Consider the following 16,670-nt stretch of genomic DNA (forward strand, 5'->3'; position numbering starts at 1 on the left):
TCATGATTATAAATAACAATACACAAAAAAAGATTTATAGTAATGCGGTCATTTTTAATCCAGTTTTAATTTTTGTTTTAGTTTTTATTTTGCAATTGGAAGCCTGTCCCTTATGGGGGCAGGTGTTGCAAAAAAAAGAACTAAAATCTTCAGATTATCATCTTTGGACCAGAATAAATATTAATCAGCTATCTCCAAATGCACAGTGGACAAGTTACAAATTGTCTTATGAAAATATTACCGACAGCCTTTTTGTCCAAAATACAGACTCAAAAAAATCATACTCTTTTCCCAGCTCTGAAAGTTCAACATTTACCAATGATAATTCATTTGTATGTAGTAACAAGAATGGTCTCTATATTTTAAATTTGAAAACCGGAAAGCAGGAAGTTATCAAAAATGTAAAGGAATACACTTATTCACAACAAACCGGTTTTTTGGTTATTCTCCTGCACCCCGAACTAAACATAAACACTCTAATAATTCGTTACCCAGCTGGAAAAACGGTCAGAGAATTACAAGATGCAGATCAATTTTCATTGAGTCCAAATGGGGAGGACTTGGTTTACACCAGTTTCCAAAATGAAAAACACGCACTTCGAATTCTTAATTTAAAACATTTGAGCCTTGAAAATTGGATCATAATGAATGCTAAGGATTCCTTTGATGGTTTCTCATGGCAAAAAGAAGGAAAATCAATTGCACTTTTTTCAAAAACGGACCCCAAGACGATAAAATCTATTTTTTATTATGTTTTACAACAAGACAAATTATATATACTAAATTCAAATGATAGGTCTGACTTTCCTAACGACAGTTTAGTAATTCATCGAGAACCACAATTACTAATTTCTGATGATATGCAAAGGGTTTTTTTTAATGTTACTAACAAGGTTATTTCCACTGTAAATACGCAAAAATCTAACGTGGAAATTTGGAATGGAAATGACAAATGGGTTTATCTGGATGAAATTAAGCACGGAAAATTTGAAAGAGCTGTAAAGAACGCACTTTGGGTTCCTGAAAATAATTCTTTCAGGCTTCTTTCAACAGATAATCTCCCTAAAATTTCACTTACGGGAAATAAAGACTTTGCAATTTTATCAAATCCTAAAGATTACGAACCTCAGTTGGAATTATATTCACCAAGGGATTACTATTTAATGAATTTAAGAACATTTGAGAAAATGTTATTTCTTAAAAAACTCCCTTACGAAAGGAAGCACATAAATCCTTCTCCAGGTGGAAATTATATCGCTTATTTTAAAGACAAGGATTGGTGGTTATATGCGATTAAGGAAAATAAACATATCAATCTGACTAGTAACATTGATACAAAATTTACAGCTAAAGAGGAAATTTTTACACCCGAATCAGTTTGTGGCAATCCAGGATGGACAGATGGTGATAAGGAAATTTTAATTTATGATCAATATGATATATGGGCGATTAAACCAGATGGCAGTTCAAGCAGAAGGCTGACCCACGGGAGAGAATCAAAGATAAGATATAGAATCGCTGCCATACCTAATAAAGTTTATTATGCCGCTATTTATGAAGATAACCATGTGGAAAGTTATAATCTGGAAAAGGGAATTTATTTACGTGCTCAGGGAGACGATGGTAAAACAGGATATTTTACATGGAACAATCATTCAAAAGAGCAAAAAGTTCTTTACCGTGATTCTTATATTGACCAGCCTTTCTATAATCCAAAAACGCAGAGTTTTATTTTTAGAGAACAAAAATTTGATCTCCCTCCACAATTGGTAATCAGTAATAAAGCATTGAATTATAAACCGTTTTTCCAAAGTAATATACAACAGCAAAATTATTTTTGGGGACGTTCGGAGTTAATAAGATATCAAAATGCAAAAGGCCAAAATTTGAAAGGAGTTCTAATATATCCAGCCAGGTATGACCCTGCAAAAAAATATCCTATGATTGTAAATATTTATGAAATACAATCAGATGAGCTTCATCGTTATAAAAATCCCACCTTATACAATGAAGATGGCTTTAACAAAACAAATTTTAGTGCGCAGGGATATTTTATACTATTACCTGATATTGTCCAGGAATTTCAAAATGTAGGCAATTCTATTGTAAATTGTGTAACAGCAGCCGTTGAAAAAGTACTCGAGAAAAACGTTGTTAATACTGAAAAAATTGGTCTTATAGGATTTTCATCGGGAGGATACGAAACCGCATTTACTATTACACAAACCAACTTGTTTGCAGCTGCCATTGCTGGCGGAGCAAGTACTGACCTGAATAGTTTATTTTTTAATTTGGGTCAGGGCACCGGTAAATCTGAAATGTGGCGATTTCAAAGCACCTATTGGATGTTAAAGAAAACTCCCTATGAAGCACCTGAACTTTATAATGCAAGTTCGCCGGTATTCCATGTTCAAAAGGTACAAACGCCACTGCTATTATGGACAGGAAAAATAGATCCGCAGGTAGATCCGCATCAAAGTATGGAATATTACCTGGCACTTCGAAGGTTTAGAAAAAAAAACATTATGCTGCAGTATCCCGCCGAAACTCATGTGCTCCTTAATGAAAAAAATCAAATAGACATTACTAATCGCATGCAAGATTGGTTTGATTATTTTTTGAAAGATATTCCTTCTGGTTGGGTCGAGAAAGGAATAAAATAATCTTAAATAAATATAAAAAGACAATGCAGTTTCAAATTGGAACTGCATTGTCTAATTGTTAAATCCTAATTATGGATTTGAAGGTTTATACAATTCTACATTACAATTATCCTCACCATCTTTTCCAAATGCCTGCGGTCCTGTATCACCTCCTTGGCGACATACCGGATTGGTGGAGATATTGCTACAATTTACTTCAACATTACATTTATTTCCACTAAAAATGTAACCGTTTGGTAATGTACTCTTTGGTGCACTTTGCATCGAAGTAGTTAAAAATGCTCCAGAGACCCCCATTACAATTACAGCAAAGGGAGCAATGTTTTTTAAAATTAATGTTTTCATAATATTTAATATTAAATTAAACTTTGACCTACTTTTTTTTACAGGTTTTCGATCTTTCTTCCTGATACTGGCCAGTATATCTTCATTATTTTAAATCACTATTTTGAGTATGATTAAATTCTTTTCCTAAAACTGACCTAAACTCATGTACCACCAATTGATCTCCAATCAGAGCGTACAAATTTGTTTCAGTAACATAGAATGAATTTATTTTTTTTCCCTTAATTCCATAAATAGCAAAGCTCATTAAATAAGATGCCTTTTCGATGTCGTAGACATCAATTATAGAAGCCTGCTCCCATAGTTTATCAACTTCGTATTTTCCTTTTACTTTTGAGTGGATAAATAAAAGATTGTCATACACTGTTGAATGCGGATTTATCATTAACGGGGGTTCTGACATTGTTCTGTCTCCATTTCTTAAATAGGCAATCTTTATTTTTGCTCTTGAGTTAGTATCTATAGTATGTTGTGTTCGAACTAGATTTACAGATTTATTGCTTATTACAAATTCATTGCGATAGTAATATAGATATACTATCTTATTAGATTTTTCATCATAGAGCAGCATACCATCCGTATCAAAAACACCGTCAATTTGCTTTTGTAAATATTCTTTATTGTATACGATTTTCGGAGTTCCATTTGGAGAAAAAAGACCAATTATATGAGATGAGTTCTTTCCGTCGTGTGACCTGAATACAATATGCGTTGAATCGATTGGTACCGCTAGATTAAAATATGGACTTCCGTTAAGTTTTTCTCTAACTTTCCAATCTAAAATAGATCCTCTGTAAATAACCGGGACTGTACCATCCATTAAATAAAAAAAATGACCACGAATGCGAATTGTAACTAATTTAAATGGAATCTTTTTTGGGTCAAAAGATATTTTTATTATGGTTTGATTCTGTAAATTATTATCCATCGAAAGTAAATGTAATGGATCGGTATAATTACCCAGATAAATTCTTCCATTAATAGATCCGGCGAAATAATAGGAATTAAATTTTATATCCTTAGAATGGGTCATCATTATTGGATGTTGTGGATAACGTCTTATAAATGGGTTTTCATTATGAATAATATTTTCAGAATATAGAAACAAAATTATTACTGTCATCGAACTAAAAACAATTGAAATTGAAATCCTTTTAATTAATATCATTCTATCATTTTCAAATGTTTCTCTATTATTTTTATATTGGAATACCAGTGCAGCTGCGGCAAGAAAAACAAACAATACGTTAAAAAACAAATGAATATTCCAACTCATTTTTTCTAATATACCACCACAGGAACAGGGAACAAAAGAACTAAAATGCAATACAATAAAAATATAAGCCGTAAACATAATCATGAGGCTGAAGGCACCAAAGAGCCCGAAATTTCTAAATTTTGGAATGCACAGCAGCAACGAAATTATGATCTCAATTATTGGAACCAGCCATGAAATCCATGAAGCGAACGCACTTAATATTGGAGACTGTCCTAATTGAACCTGAAAATTCTCAAAATCAAGTATTTTACTGATGGCCGCGTAAATAAATAAAAGAATATATAAGAGAGAAATTATCTCTACAATTAAACTTTTATTCTTAGTATTTAATTTCATAATCAACAGTTTTAGATTCGTTCTGACTTTTCAAACTTATCATCAGTAAATTCTTAAACAAATGTAGATCGGTTCTTTTGAGAAACAGCTATCAAAAACAAGCCAAAAGTTTTCAAAAAGAAGCCATTTTATATATATTTTCCTAAAAAAAATGCTTTATAAATACAGAATATCTATAAAGCATTTCTAATCGTTTAGGTAACGTTAAGATTTATAAGACTCACTCAGCGATAAAAGCTTTTGATTGAGTTCTACAAGTCCGGCCTTCTGAAGGCATTCCTGCGAAATATTTTTGAGTTCTGATAGCCCTTCTTCTGAAAGGTTTCCCATCAGGCTCGAGGGATCTTTTTCCAACAGCAATCCCTGTTCAATAAAGTGACTTAATACCAGTACATTCTTGCGTGAAATTTTAAAATCAATCTTCACCGCCTCACTCATGCCAGGAGTACTGAAAACAGTATCAAAGACCTTGGCAAACTCATTTTTTGTAATCATAATTTCAACGTTTTAAATTAATAATTCAATCCCTAAAGTTAATAAGGTATTCTCAGAGCATCATAAGCATAATTTACCCATGATGCTCTGCATTCATTGGGCTTTGTTAACTTCGTATGACTAATTAAATTGTAAAATAACATATCAAGAGAAAGTCTTTAATCTGTTTCAAATACTGTGTTTTTCAATTCCCCTAAATACATGGAACCATAACAAATACATTATAAGACCCGCAAAGATTGCCACGTTCCTGCAATCTGCAAGATGTCCGGTTGTGTCACAACCGATATCTTGCCGCCTTTTTACTCGGAACTCGTTGGCGGTGAAACTTAAAGAAATTATTGTTGAAGATGAAAAAAAGATATATGATGAAAGAGCAACAAAACAACAGAACAAGATGGCTTCATTTAAGACTAACACCTGATGAATTTGAAAGACTTCAAAACCTTTATAATAAATCTACCTGTCCAAAGCTCAGTGATTTTGCCAGAAAAAACCTTTTACAGAAACCGATAGTGATGAAATATAGAAACGAATCACTTGATGCTCTGATGACCGAATTGATTCAGCTTAAGGCACAGCTCAGCTCAATTGGAAACAATTTTAATCAGGCAGTAAAGAAACTTCATACACTTGCACATATCTCCGAATTCAGACACTGGATTATGGCTTATGAATCGGAAAAAAAAGTGCTGCTTGATTCTATAGATCAGATAAAAAAACATATTCAAAATCTTGCAGAAAAATGGTTGCAGTCATAAACACAGGACATTCGGTTAGAAGTATATTCTATTATAATGAGACCAAAGTTTTGGAGGGTAAAGCAGCGTGTATTGGCGAAGGTAATTATCCTGTTGCTGTTGAGAATCTCTCTGTTGATTTAAAATTAAAACTGTTTTTGAAACAGCTGGAATTAAATGAAAATGCAAAGAGGAACAGCGTTCATATTTCACTAAATTTTGATCCTTCTGAAACAGCATTAGCAACAGAAAAACTAATGGAAATTGCCAAAATGTACATGGAGAAAATCGGTTTTGGTTCCCAGCCCTATCTGGTTTATCAGCATTATGATGCGGGGCATCCGCACATTCATATTGTATCTATAAAAGTACAGGCAGACGGCAGAAGAATAGACATGCACAATATTGGAAAGAATAAGTCCGAGACTGCCCGCAAAGAAATAGAAACCACTTTTAATTTGGTGCGGGCAGAAAGTAAAAACAGTAAAGCAAAATTAAATATTCAACCAGTGAATATTCAAAAGGTTCAATATGGCAGCCTGGATTCAAAAAAAGCAATCTCCGGAATATTAAACGCCGTAATTCCAAATTATAAATACACAACTATTGGGGAACTTAATGCCATTTTAAACCTGTACAATATTACAGCCGAGCAGGGAAAAGAAGGCTCTAAAATGTTTCTTCACAAAGGACTGGTATATCGTATACAGGATTACAACAAAAAGCCCGTCGGGGTTCCGATAAAAGCCAGCAGTTTTTATTTACAACCAACACTTAAAAATCTTGAAATAAAATTTGCCTCCAATAAAGCAGCCAGAATTCCTCATTTAAAAAAAATTAGGAATACAATTGATCTGGCCTTTTTAAAGAACAGCAAAATAGCACTGAATGATTTGCAAAACATTCTGTTTAAAGAAGGCATCTCTGTTGTTTACAGAAAAAATGAACAAGGATTATTGTACGGAGTCACCTATGTTGATCATACTACAAAATGTGTTTTTAATGGCAGCGTTTTAGGCACAGCATATGCTGCTAAAGGTATTCAGCAGAGATGTGGAATTGATTCAGTTAGTAGTAAATCATTAAGTCCTGTAACCCCCAAAGAAATTGTTATTTCTAAGAGCAAAAAATATATGACCTCATTTATTTCGGAAAGCGAATTAAAAAAAATAATAGATAGCATAGTACAGCCTGAATATACCGAAAACTACATTTCAAATCAGCTAAAAGGAAAGCGCAAAAAAAGAAAAAGAAAAGGACAATCCGACAATTAATAACAAACAAAGTCATGGGGATGCAGACAGGAGAAAATGAGCAGGCACTTAGAAAAATTTTAGATATGACCAGACTTATCAGTATCATTCTTTTAAGTATTCATTTCTATTATTACGGTTATGCTGCATTTAAAAATTGGCAGCTGGTAAGTGAATTTAGTGACCGGATTCTGGAAAACATTTATAAGACCGGATTGTTCAGCCATTTCTATAAATCAAAACTCATAGCCTTAGGCTTTTTGTTTATTTCCTTACTGGGAGCAAAAGGCCGTAAGGATGAAAAACTACATTTTAAAACAGCGCTGTCTTATATTCTCGCCGGACTTTGCCTATACTTTTGCAGTTCAATATTCTTCATTGTTTTTGTGAATCTTTTATACAAAACAATCGGGTATATAGCAACTACCTCAATTGGTTATCTGATGGTGCTCTCAGGAGGCACTTTACTGACCAGGATCATTCAAAGAAAGTTAAATCATAAAGATATCTTCAACAAAGAAAATGAAACCTTTCCCCAGGAAGAAAGACTCATCGAGAATGAGTATTCCATTAATCTTCCGGCCCGCTATCATTTAAAAGATAAGATCCGAAACAGCTGGATTAATATCATCAATCCTTTTCGTTCGTTTCTTGTTGTCGGAACCCCGGGTTCAGGAAAATCATACTTTGTAATCCGTCATGTTATTACCCAGCATATTCAAAAAGGTTTTTCCATGTTTGTATATGATTTTAAATTTGATGATCTGAGCCGGATCGCCTATAATACATGGCTTAAATACAGACATCTTTATGTTGTTGAGCCAAAATTCTACATCATTAATTTTGATGACCTGAGCCGCACGCACAGATGCAATCCACTTGATCCCAAATCTATGACAGACATCACTGATGCAACCGAATCAGCACGCACTATTTTACTTGGGCTGAACCGAGAATGGATTAAAAAACAAGGCGACTTTTTCGTAGAATCTCCTATCAATTTCCTCACTGCCATAATATGGTACCTGCGTAAATATAATGATGGTGAATTTTGTACCCTGCCTCACATAATTGAACTAATGCAGATTGATTATGACAGTCTTTTCACGCTACTCAGAACCGAGAAAGAAATTGAAGTATTGATCAATCCCTTTGTCAGCGCCTACCTAAACGATGTCATGGAGCAATTGGAGGGTCAGATTGCTTCTGCTAAAATTTCCATGGCAAGGCTTTCTTCCGCCCAACTCTATTATGTTCTATCAGGAAATGACTTTACATTGGACATTAATAATCCCTTGGAGCCTAAGATTGTATGCATGGGTAATAATCCTCTGAAAATCCAAACTTACGGGGCAGTTTTATCTCTCTATGTGAGCCGTCTGATTAAACAGGTTAATCAAAAAGGAAAGTTGAAAAGCAGTCTGATTTTTGACGAATTTCCGACAATTTATTTAAACAATATGGACAGTTTAATTGCAACGGCAAGGAGCAATAAAGTGGCAACCTGTCTGGGAATTCAGGACTTCAGCCAGCTTCGAAAAGACTATGGCCGTGAACAGGCAGATGTAATTTTAAACATTACCGGAAACATTATCAGCGGTCAGGTCACAGGTGATACAGCGAAACAGCTCTCCGAGAGGTTTGGAAAAATCATGCAGGACCGCGAAAGCCTCTCAATTAATAGCGCCGATATCTCAATCAGCCGTTCCAAACAATTGGAATCTGCTGTTCCCGCGTCAAAGATTTCTTCTCTGAGTTCAGGAGAATTTGTAGGGATTATGGCCGATAATCCCGACTGTAAAATTGAGCTCAAGACCTTTCACTCAGAAATTTTAAATGATCATGATGCGCTAAAAAAAGAGCAGGATACTTATCTGGATATTACTCCAATCCGGAGAATTGACAATAGCATAATACAGCGAAATTACCTTCAGATCAAACAGGATGTACAAGATATTGTTCATTCTGAAATTGAACGTTTACTTGGTGATCCTTCACTGACTCATTTAGTTATAAAAAAATAAAAATTATTTCCTGCTAGTATGCTTTTCCGTAAAAAAATGTGCTTTTTTTTTTATATCATTACATTTTAAGCTTTTTATTTTTTTTAGAGCAAATGCCTAATCTTTTATTATTTTAAATTATATGTTATTATACATTTGGATAAACAACTTCAGAAATATCTCAAGAACAGGATTTAATCTTTCCTCAAGATATAATTTTACATTTGAAGAAAGTACAAAAAGAACTATCTCAAACGGAATTGAAGGAGAATTAAAATGTCAGATATTGGATAGTGTAAATATTTTTCCTGACAACATAATAGATTTTAAAGTTATTATTGGAGAAAATGGTGCTGGCAAAACTTCTCTCCTAGATGCATTAATAAATAATTTAATGACGGAGCATAACAGGAATTTTGATGGATTTATAGTAACGGATAAATTCATAATTTTTAGAGATAATAGTAAAATCAAATATAATAATGATAAGCTTAAATTAGATTTTGTTGCCGATATTGATGTAGTTAATTATGAGCTTCCTAAATACAAGGAAAAACGCGACAAAGATTATCCAACCAGATTAGTAGAAAGCTACTTGAAGAATAATCTTGTTTTTTACTATAGTCCTTTATTGAATTTCGACAAGGTCATTGATTTTGAAGGAGTCGGAGGAATGAATGATGCTTTCGAATACTATGAAAAATATATCAATCTATCCATTGAAAACCAAATAATAAGAGATTATAAAAACAATATAAACCAACCAAATCAATACAGATTAAACGGAGTAAGCGAACTGCTTAATTTTAAAATTTTTGAGACTAAAAGATACCTTGATTTTTTATTTAATTTCCAGGTTGGGGATGATTTTATATTTAACAATAAAATCGAAAAAATCCGTTTCCGAATAAATACTTTTTACGATATGTATTGGGAAACAATTGATGATTTTTTAAAAACTGACAACCAGACTTTAGGAAGTATAAAAAAAGTAACCAGTTTTATCAATGAAAAAGCTAAATCCAATAACTATGGCTTCACGGATTTAAAATCAAATTTATACAGGGAATTTATATACTGTGTTTTGAAATTTGAATATGACTACAGGTGGAGTATCAAAAACACTGCTGGAAGTAACGCTTTAATAGACACCTTAAATACTTTTATTGAAGCAACTAAGGGAAAGCGGACCCCCCATACCATATTAGAATCTTTTCTAAAAGAAACACTCTTTAATAAAAAAACAAAGATCAATATAAAAATCTTTGAAGATATTATTAAGTTTATAACTGATAATGCAAAAATTAAAACATTATATGAAGACTGTTTTGAGATTGAAGTTAGTGAAGTAGAAACCATTAATGAATTATTCAGACTTTTTTATGAAAATGAAAATTTTAAAACAGAACACAAATACTACTTATGTAATTTTATTTTAATAGAATTTGACGGATTAAGTAATGGCGAAAAGAATTTACTTGCATTATTTTCCAGATTTTATAGTAGTTCTAAATATTATAATTTTAAAAACAAAGAACTTATATTACTGCTGGATGAACCTGAAGTTGGGCTTCACCCACAATGGCAGACCGAATTTATTTCAATATTAACTTCCTTTCTGACAACACTTTTTCCTGCTAATAAAATCCAGATTTTACTGACAACTCATTCTCCTATTTTATTATCTGATTTCCCTCCGAATCATGTAATATATTTGAAAAAAGACGGGGAAACAGGTAGATGCCAGGTTGATAATATGCAAAATTCAAATTCTACTTTTGCTGCAAATATCCACTCTCTTTACTCCAATGCTTTTTTCTTAAGAGACAAAGGTGCAGCAATGGGCGATGTCGCCAGAGGCTATATTAATAAACTTATAAAGGACATTAAACGAAAAGAAAAAAGTAAAGGTGAATTAGCTGCCTTGATAGAGCTTATAGGGGAGCCATTAATTAAAAATCAATTAAAAAATTTATTAGACGAAAACTATCCTTCTTTTCATGGCAATATAAAGAACATTGATCAATATATTGAAAGTTTGGAAAACACATTGTTAGAAGCAAAAAAAATTAAAGCTAATTTAAATGAGAATAGTAACGAAAATTAAAAATAACGGTGATAAAATTGTTGAATTTAAAGATTTCTCTTCTGAATATTTTAATTTTCATAAAGGATCATGGACAAATTATTTTACTAATGCAAAAAGTGGTCTGGAAGATTTACGACAGGGATATCATAATTCTGAGTTGAGTTTAATAAATGATTTAATAAATAACTTTGAAGATATAATCAAAGCTGCCCCTAGTGACATACCTCAGTTAATTACTAAATTTACAACTGGCCAGTATGAGAATTTACTAATAGATGCAGCTGATGCCAGAACAGCTTTATGTACTGAAATAGAAGATAAATTTAATTATAAGGATTTTAGGAAAAGTGCAAAAGCATCATGGTTCTGCGAAAAATTAACTGTTAAAGCATGTTTGTACTGCAATGCGCAGTTTACTTTAGCAGTTGGAAAAAGTGGCAATTCCAAAAAACTCTTATTTCAGTTAGATCATTATCACACCAGGAGAAAATACCCTTTCTTATCTTTGACAATGGGCAACTTAATACCTTGCTGTTCGTCCTGCAATATAGCCAAGAGCAAAAAAGATTTTGACTCAGCAAATTTTTTTCATCCATATCTAGAAGATATAAGCTCTAATTTTACATTTAGAGTAGATGAAGAAAATATTTTGAAATATTTAGTAGAAAAAAGAGATGAGAGACTATTAGAACCAATAATTCATTTTACAGATAAAAGGGTTTATAATCATATACAAGAGTTCAGATTAGATCACATATATAATAAACATACTGATATTGTAGAAGAACTGGTTTTAAAATTTTTATATTATAACGATTCCAAAATACAAGAACTAAGAACAGCTTTTGAGGATCTTAAATTAGATAAATCGACAATTAATAGATTTATACTGGGTAATTACACTTTAGATTCAGAAATAAACAATAGGCCTTTGTCTAAACTTTCTAAGGACATAGGAAAACAACTCAAAATAATAAAATAAAAAAACGCTGTGATCTATATCAGGGAGTCTCCTGTTCCACGACCAAACTAATCTATTAATTTAGGATGCTGTAAATTCTGAATAAAGGCCAAATCCCCTGTTTCTTCTCCATTATACAGGTACTGAAAAATAAGAGTTTTTTAATTTTGTTACTATTTATAACATTTTAAAATAAAAAATTGTTATCATCAATGCTAATTTTGTTTTTGTATAAAAATGAGAAGAACATTGGAAAGATCTATTGTACATATCGACATGAATACGTTTTTCGTATCCTGCGAAAGGCTGACAAATTCTGAATTAAGTGGAATACCTCTAATCATTGGAGGCGGTGAAAGAGGTGTTGTGGCATCCTGTTCTTACGAAGCCAGACGTTTTGGAGTGCGCTCTGCAATGCCCATTCACATGGCCATGAAACTCTGCCCACAGGCCAAAATAATGAAAGGTGATATGGAATTGTATTCCAGACTTTCCCATGACATCACAGAAATTATTCAGGAAAAAGCGCCCGTGGTGGAAAAAGCCAGTATCGATGAATTTTATCTGGACATCACCGGCATGGACAAATTTCACGGCAGTTATAAATGGACCAATGAACTTGCCCAGACTATTATCAAAGAAACGGGACTGCCTCTCACCTTTGCATTATCAATAAATAAAACCGTTTCAAAAATTGGAACCGGAGAAGGAAAGCAAAAACAGAACCTGGAAATCCCGGAGCATCTGGTGCAGCAATTTCTGAACCCTTTGTCGGTTCAGAAAATACCTATGGTTGGTGACAAAACTTTTCAGTTACTGTCCCGAATCGGGATTCGTACTATTGAAACCCTTTCCAAAATGCCTTGTGATGTACTGCAGCAGATGATCGGCAAAAATGGTTCGGAGCTTTGGAAGAAAGCCAATGGAATAGACCATAATCCCGTCGAGCCCTATACAGAAAGAAAATCCATATCCACTGAACATACTTTTATGCAGGACACCATCGATATTGACAGGCTCAAAAGGGTAATCCTGGGAATGGTGGAAAAACTGGCCTTTCAGCTGCGCTCCGAAGAGTGGCTGACTTCGACAGTCACCATCAAAATCCGATACGCCAATTTTGATACCGAAACCAAACAGTGCCGTGTTCAATACACCTCAGCGGATCATATCCTGACCAAAACCGTAACGGAACTCTTTGACAAACTCTACCAGCGCCGCATGCGACTGCGTCTGATTGGGGTGCGGTTCAGTGGACTGGTCAGGGGGACTTATCAGATCGATCTGTTTCAGGACACCGAAGAAATGCTCGCACTTTATCAGGCCATGGACCGAATGAAAAACCGTTACGGTTTCGATGCCGTGATGCGGTGCGCCGGAGCCTCGTTCAAACCAAATAACAAAGATGAAATTTTAAAACGTAAACCATAATTTCCATGTACCTCAACTGTCATTCCTTTCACTCCCTGCGCTACGGGACCATTCCTTTGGAGGAACTGATTGCTCAGGCAGTAAACTGCGGGATCACTGCCCTGGCACTTACAGATATTAATACCGTAACGGGAATCTATGATTTTATAAAAGGTTGTGAAGCTGCAGGTATTAAACCTCTGGTAGGAATGGAATTCCGCTGGGAACATAAACTGCATTTTATCGCAGTGGCTAAAAATGCAGCGGGGCTTGGGGAGATGAACCGCTATCTAACCAGACACAATTTTGAAAAAACTGCCCTGCCTGAAACCGCTCCAAAGTTTGAGAATGTAATTGTTATCTATCCCCTTGAGAACGTGCCAGAATCTTTAAGGGATAATGAATATATCGGAATCCGTCCCGAACAATTACAAAAACTGATATTGTCCGAGTGGAAAAACAGACAGAAAAAAATGGTAGTGCTCCAGCCTGTAACCTTTCGTACCAAAAGAGAATACAATCTGCACCGCATCCTTCGTGCTATTGATATGAATCTGATTTTGTCACGGCTTTCTGTCTATGATTATTGTAAAGATACCGAAGTAATGGTACCTCTGGACAGGCTTTTGTCCTGCTATTCAGAGTATCCTGAGATTATTTCCAACACGGAAAAGATAATCGAACAGTGTAATTTTGAATTTGATTTTAAAACGCCAAAAAACAAGAAATTTTACACCAATAACCGTAAAGACGATATGAACCTGCTGACCACCCTGGCAAAGCAGGGTCTTGAATGGCGCTATGGCAAAAATAATGCAGAGGCTAAATCCCGAATGTTCAAGGAACTCAAAGTAATTGACGAGCTCCAGTTCAGCGGCTACTTTTTAATTACCTGGGATATTATCCGGTTCAGTAACTCTCAGGGATTTTTGCATATTGGAAGAGGAAGTGGCGCTAACAGCATCATTGCCTATTGCCTTGGGATTACTGATATCTGTCCATTGGAGCTTGATTTATATTTTGAACGTTTTTTGAATCTAAACCGCAAAAGTCCGCCGGATTTTGATATTGACTGGAGCTGGAAAGAAAGGGATACGATTCTGGAATATATCTTCTCTCGTTACGGTTATGATCATGTGGCTTTTTGCGGCACCAATGTAGAATTCAAATACCGATCAATTTTCCGTGAAGTCGGTAAAGTTTTCGGGCTTCCCAAGGAGGAGCTCGATGCGCTGGCTAAAAACCCGATGGAACTTCATGCGACTAACAAAGTAGTCAAACAGGTACAGGAATATGGAATGCTTTTGGAGAAATACCCAAATCAGCGAAGCATGCATTCTTGCGGGATCCTCATCTCCGAAGAACCCATTACAAATTACACACCGCTTGAAATGCCACCTAAGGGTTTTCCTATTGTGCTTTTTGATATGCACATTGCCGAGGATATCGGACTTGAAAAATTTGACATTTTAAGCCAGCGCGGGATCGGGCATATTGACGACAGCGTAAAACTTATTGAAAAAAACCGTGGGATCCGCCTTAATATTCGCGACACTACAATTTCAAAAAATGAGAAGCGATGCAATGAGTTTCTGGGGATTGGCAAAACCATCGGATGTTTTTACATTGAAAGCCCTGCCATGAGAGGCCTTTTGCGACGATTGAATTGTAACAACTATAAAACTCTTGTTGCTGCTTCTTCTATCATTCGACCCGGAGTGGCACAATCCGGAATGATGAAAGAGTACATCTTCCGCCATAATAATCCTGAAAAATTTGAATATTTCCATCCAGTGTTTCAAGAGCAATTAGGTGAAACCTATGGGATTATGGTTTATCAGGAAGATGTAATTAAAATCGCTCTGCATTACGGCGGTCTTCCCGCAGCTGATGGTGATATCCTTCGTCGTGCCATGTCGGGTAAAGGACGCTCCAAAGCGGCACTACAGAAGGTGAAAGATAATTTCTTTGTATCCTGCGCAGCCCAGGGACACCCCTTAAGACTTAGTGAGGAAATCTACCGACAGATCGAATCCTTTGCCGGATATTCTTTCTGCAAGGCACATTCAGCATCTTATGCTGTAGAAAGCTACCAAAGCCTCTATTTGAAAGTGCATTATCCTATCGAATTTATGGTGGCGGTGATCAATAATCAGGGTGGTTTTTACCGCACTGAAGTGTATGTCCATGAGGCACGAATGTCGGGTGCTATTATCCATAATCCGTGTGTAAACAAAAGCGAATTTGAAACTACACTTTACAGCTCAGATGTTTATCTGGGATTCATGCACCTGCAAAGCCTGGAATCCAAAATAGCCCTGCTGATACAACAGGAACGCGAAAATAACGGTGCGTATAAATCACTCGAGGATTTTATTAACCGCATTCCAATTGGCATTGAAGGCATTCAGATTTTGATTTTCATCGGCGCTTTCCGTTTTACCGGAAAAACAAAAAATCAATTGCTGGTCATTGCAAGACTGATCCTTGTCAATTTCAAGCCCGAGAACAGAAGCCTGATGTTGATTCAGGAGCCTGTCAAGGAATATGAATTGCCAGAGCTTGCTCGTTCTGCTTTTGAAGATGCTTTTGATGAGATTGAACTCTTGAGTTTTCCAGTCTCCTGTTCTCCTTTTGAGCTGCTGCAGACTAAATTCCGTGGTGATGTTATGGCAAAGGACCTACTGAAACATCATAAAAAAACAGTTAGAATGATAGCCTATCTCATTTCACGCAAACATGTCCCAACCAAGATGGGAGCCATGTATTTTGGAACCTGGATCGATACAGAGGGTGAGCTCTTCGATACGGCACATTTTACCGGAAGCCTCAAGGAATATCCGTTTCAGGGAGGTGGCTGTTATCTGCTCTTGGGCAACGTAGAGGTAGATTATCATTTTCCGACTATTACAGTAACCAAAATGGCCAAGATGCCCTTTATTGCCGATCCCCGTTATTCCAATGCTGATGACAGGCAATTTACCGTCCACAAACAGATTCGCGAAGATGTCAGCATGACCCATCGGGATCCATATCCGCAGGAACATGAAATCAATTTGCCAAGACATAAAATGATTAATAATAATCTTTAAAGAG

Annotated in this window: 11 protein-coding genes; 8 read left to right on the forward strand and 3 right to left on the reverse strand. The window is 35.1% G+C overall.

Annotation, left to right across the window (positions count from 1 at the left end; genetic code table 11):
• The first annotated feature begins 2 nt into the window (after positions 1-2).
• Positions 3-2,663, forward strand: a complete 2,661-nt coding sequence (locus tag J2X17_RS09090; RefSeq protein WP_310296727.1) for a S9 family peptidase — start codon at positions 3-5, stop codon at positions 2,661-2,663.
• A 69-nt stretch (positions 2,664-2,732) separates the two neighbouring features.
• On the opposite strand, the gene J2X17_RS09095 is transcribed toward J2X17_RS09090, so the two are convergent.
• The 3 genes from J2X17_RS09095 to J2X17_RS09105 all read right to left on the reverse strand — a co-directional run bounded on the left by J2X17_RS09095 (position 2,733) and on the right by J2X17_RS09105 (position 5,118).
• Entirely contained in the window at positions 2,733-3,008 is a 276-nt protein-coding gene (locus J2X17_RS09095; protein WP_310296729.1) for a hypothetical protein, read from the reverse strand.
• Between the two features lie 85 nt (positions 3,009-3,093).
• Positions 3,094-4,623, reverse strand: a complete 1,530-nt coding sequence (locus J2X17_RS09100; RefSeq protein ID WP_310296730.1) for a MauE/DoxX family redox-associated membrane protein — start codon at positions 4,621-4,623, stop codon at positions 3,094-3,096.
• Positions 4,624-4,827: 204 nt separating this feature from the next.
• Positions 4,828-5,118 carry a hypothetical protein gene (locus J2X17_RS09105; RefSeq protein WP_310296732.1) on the reverse strand — a complete coding sequence of 97 codons (291 nt, stop codon included), beginning with the start codon at positions 5,116-5,118 and terminating at the stop codon, positions 4,828-4,830.
• A 350-nt stretch (positions 5,119-5,468) separates the two neighbouring features.
• Here J2X17_RS09105 and J2X17_RS09110 point away from each other — a divergent pair, with 350 nt between their 5' ends.
• The 7 genes from J2X17_RS09110 to J2X17_RS09140 all read left to right on the forward strand — a co-directional run bounded on the left by J2X17_RS09110 (position 5,469) and on the right by J2X17_RS09140 (position 16,666).
• Positions 5,469-5,879 (forward strand): plasmid mobilization protein, encoded by a 411-nt coding sequence (locus J2X17_RS09110; protein WP_310296734.1) that lies wholly within the window; start codon positions 5,469-5,471, stop codon positions 5,877-5,879.
• Entirely contained in the window at positions 5,864-7,132 is a 1,269-nt protein-coding gene (locus tag J2X17_RS09115) for a relaxase/mobilization nuclease domain-containing protein (protein WP_310296736.1), read from the forward strand. The genes J2X17_RS09110 and J2X17_RS09115 overlap by 16 nt, the downstream gene beginning before the upstream one ends.
• A 20-nt stretch (positions 7,133-7,152) precedes the next feature.
• The gene (gene mobC / locus J2X17_RS09120; protein WP_310296739.1) at positions 7,153-9,135 is read left to right on the forward strand and encodes a conjugal transfer protein MobC; all 1,983 of its coding nucleotides are present in this window, start codon (positions 7,153-7,155) and stop codon (positions 9,133-9,135) included.
• 121 nt (positions 9,136-9,256) lie between these two features.
• Positions 9,257-11,221, forward strand: coding sequence for an AAA family ATPase (locus tag J2X17_RS09125; RefSeq protein ID WP_310296741.1), 1,965 nt, complete (start codon positions 9,257-9,259; stop codon positions 11,219-11,221).
• A complete protein-coding gene (locus J2X17_RS09130) occupies positions 11,199-12,185 on the forward strand; it encodes a hypothetical protein (RefSeq protein ID WP_310296743.1) in 987 nt (328 codons plus the stop codon). Before J2X17_RS09125 ends, J2X17_RS09130 begins: the two co-directional genes overlap by 23 nt.
• 228 nt (positions 12,186-12,413) lie before the next feature.
• The gene (gene dinB / locus J2X17_RS09135) at positions 12,414-13,595 is read left to right on the forward strand and encodes a DNA polymerase IV (RefSeq protein ID WP_310296746.1); all 1,182 of its coding nucleotides are present in this window, start codon (positions 12,414-12,416) and stop codon (positions 13,593-13,595) included.
• Positions 13,596-13,600: 5 nt separating this feature from the next.
• On the forward strand, positions 13,601-16,666 hold the full coding sequence (locus tag J2X17_RS09140) for a DNA polymerase III subunit alpha (RefSeq protein WP_310296748.1): 3,066 nt from the start codon (positions 13,601-13,603) through the stop codon (positions 16,664-16,666).
• Positions 16,667-16,670: the final 4 nt, after the last annotated feature.

Source organism: Flavobacterium aquidurense (assembly GCF_031458035.1).
Taxonomy (GTDB): domain Bacteria; phylum Bacteroidota; class Bacteroidia; order Flavobacteriales; family Flavobacteriaceae; genus Flavobacterium; species Flavobacterium aquidurense_C.

Coding starts and splice junctions, on each gene's coding strand:
- J2X17_RS09095 (WP_310296729.1), bottom strand. CDS start 3,008: ATGAAAACATTAATTTTAAAAAACATTGCTCCCTTTGCTGTAATTGTA.
- J2X17_RS09130 (WP_310296743.1), top strand. CDS start 11,199: ATGAGAATAGTAACGAAAATTAAAAATAACGGTGATAAAATTGTTGAA.
- J2X17_RS09115 (WP_310296736.1), top strand. CDS start 5,864: ATGGTTGCAGTCATAAACACAGGACATTCGGTTAGAAGTATATTCTAT.
- J2X17_RS09105 (WP_310296732.1), bottom strand. CDS start 5,118: ATGATTACAAAAAATGAGTTTGCCAAGGTCTTTGATACTGTTTTCAGT.
- J2X17_RS09140 (WP_310296748.1), top strand. CDS start 13,601: ATGTACCTCAACTGTCATTCCTTTCACTCCCTGCGCTACGGGACCATT.
- mobC (WP_310296739.1), top strand. CDS start 7,153: ATGCAGACAGGAGAAAATGAGCAGGCACTTAGAAAAATTTTAGATATG.
- J2X17_RS09125 (WP_310296741.1), top strand. CDS start 9,257: ATGTTATTATACATTTGGATAAACAACTTCAGAAATATCTCAAGAACA.
- J2X17_RS09090 (WP_310296727.1), top strand. CDS start 3: ATGATTATAAATAACAATACACAAAAAAAGATTTATAGTAATGCGGTC.
- J2X17_RS09100 (WP_310296730.1), bottom strand. CDS start 4,623: ATGAAATTAAATACTAAGAATAAAAGTTTAATTGTAGAGATAATTTCT.
- J2X17_RS09110 (WP_310296734.1), top strand. CDS start 5,469: ATGAAAAAAAGATATATGATGAAAGAGCAACAAAACAACAGAACAAGA.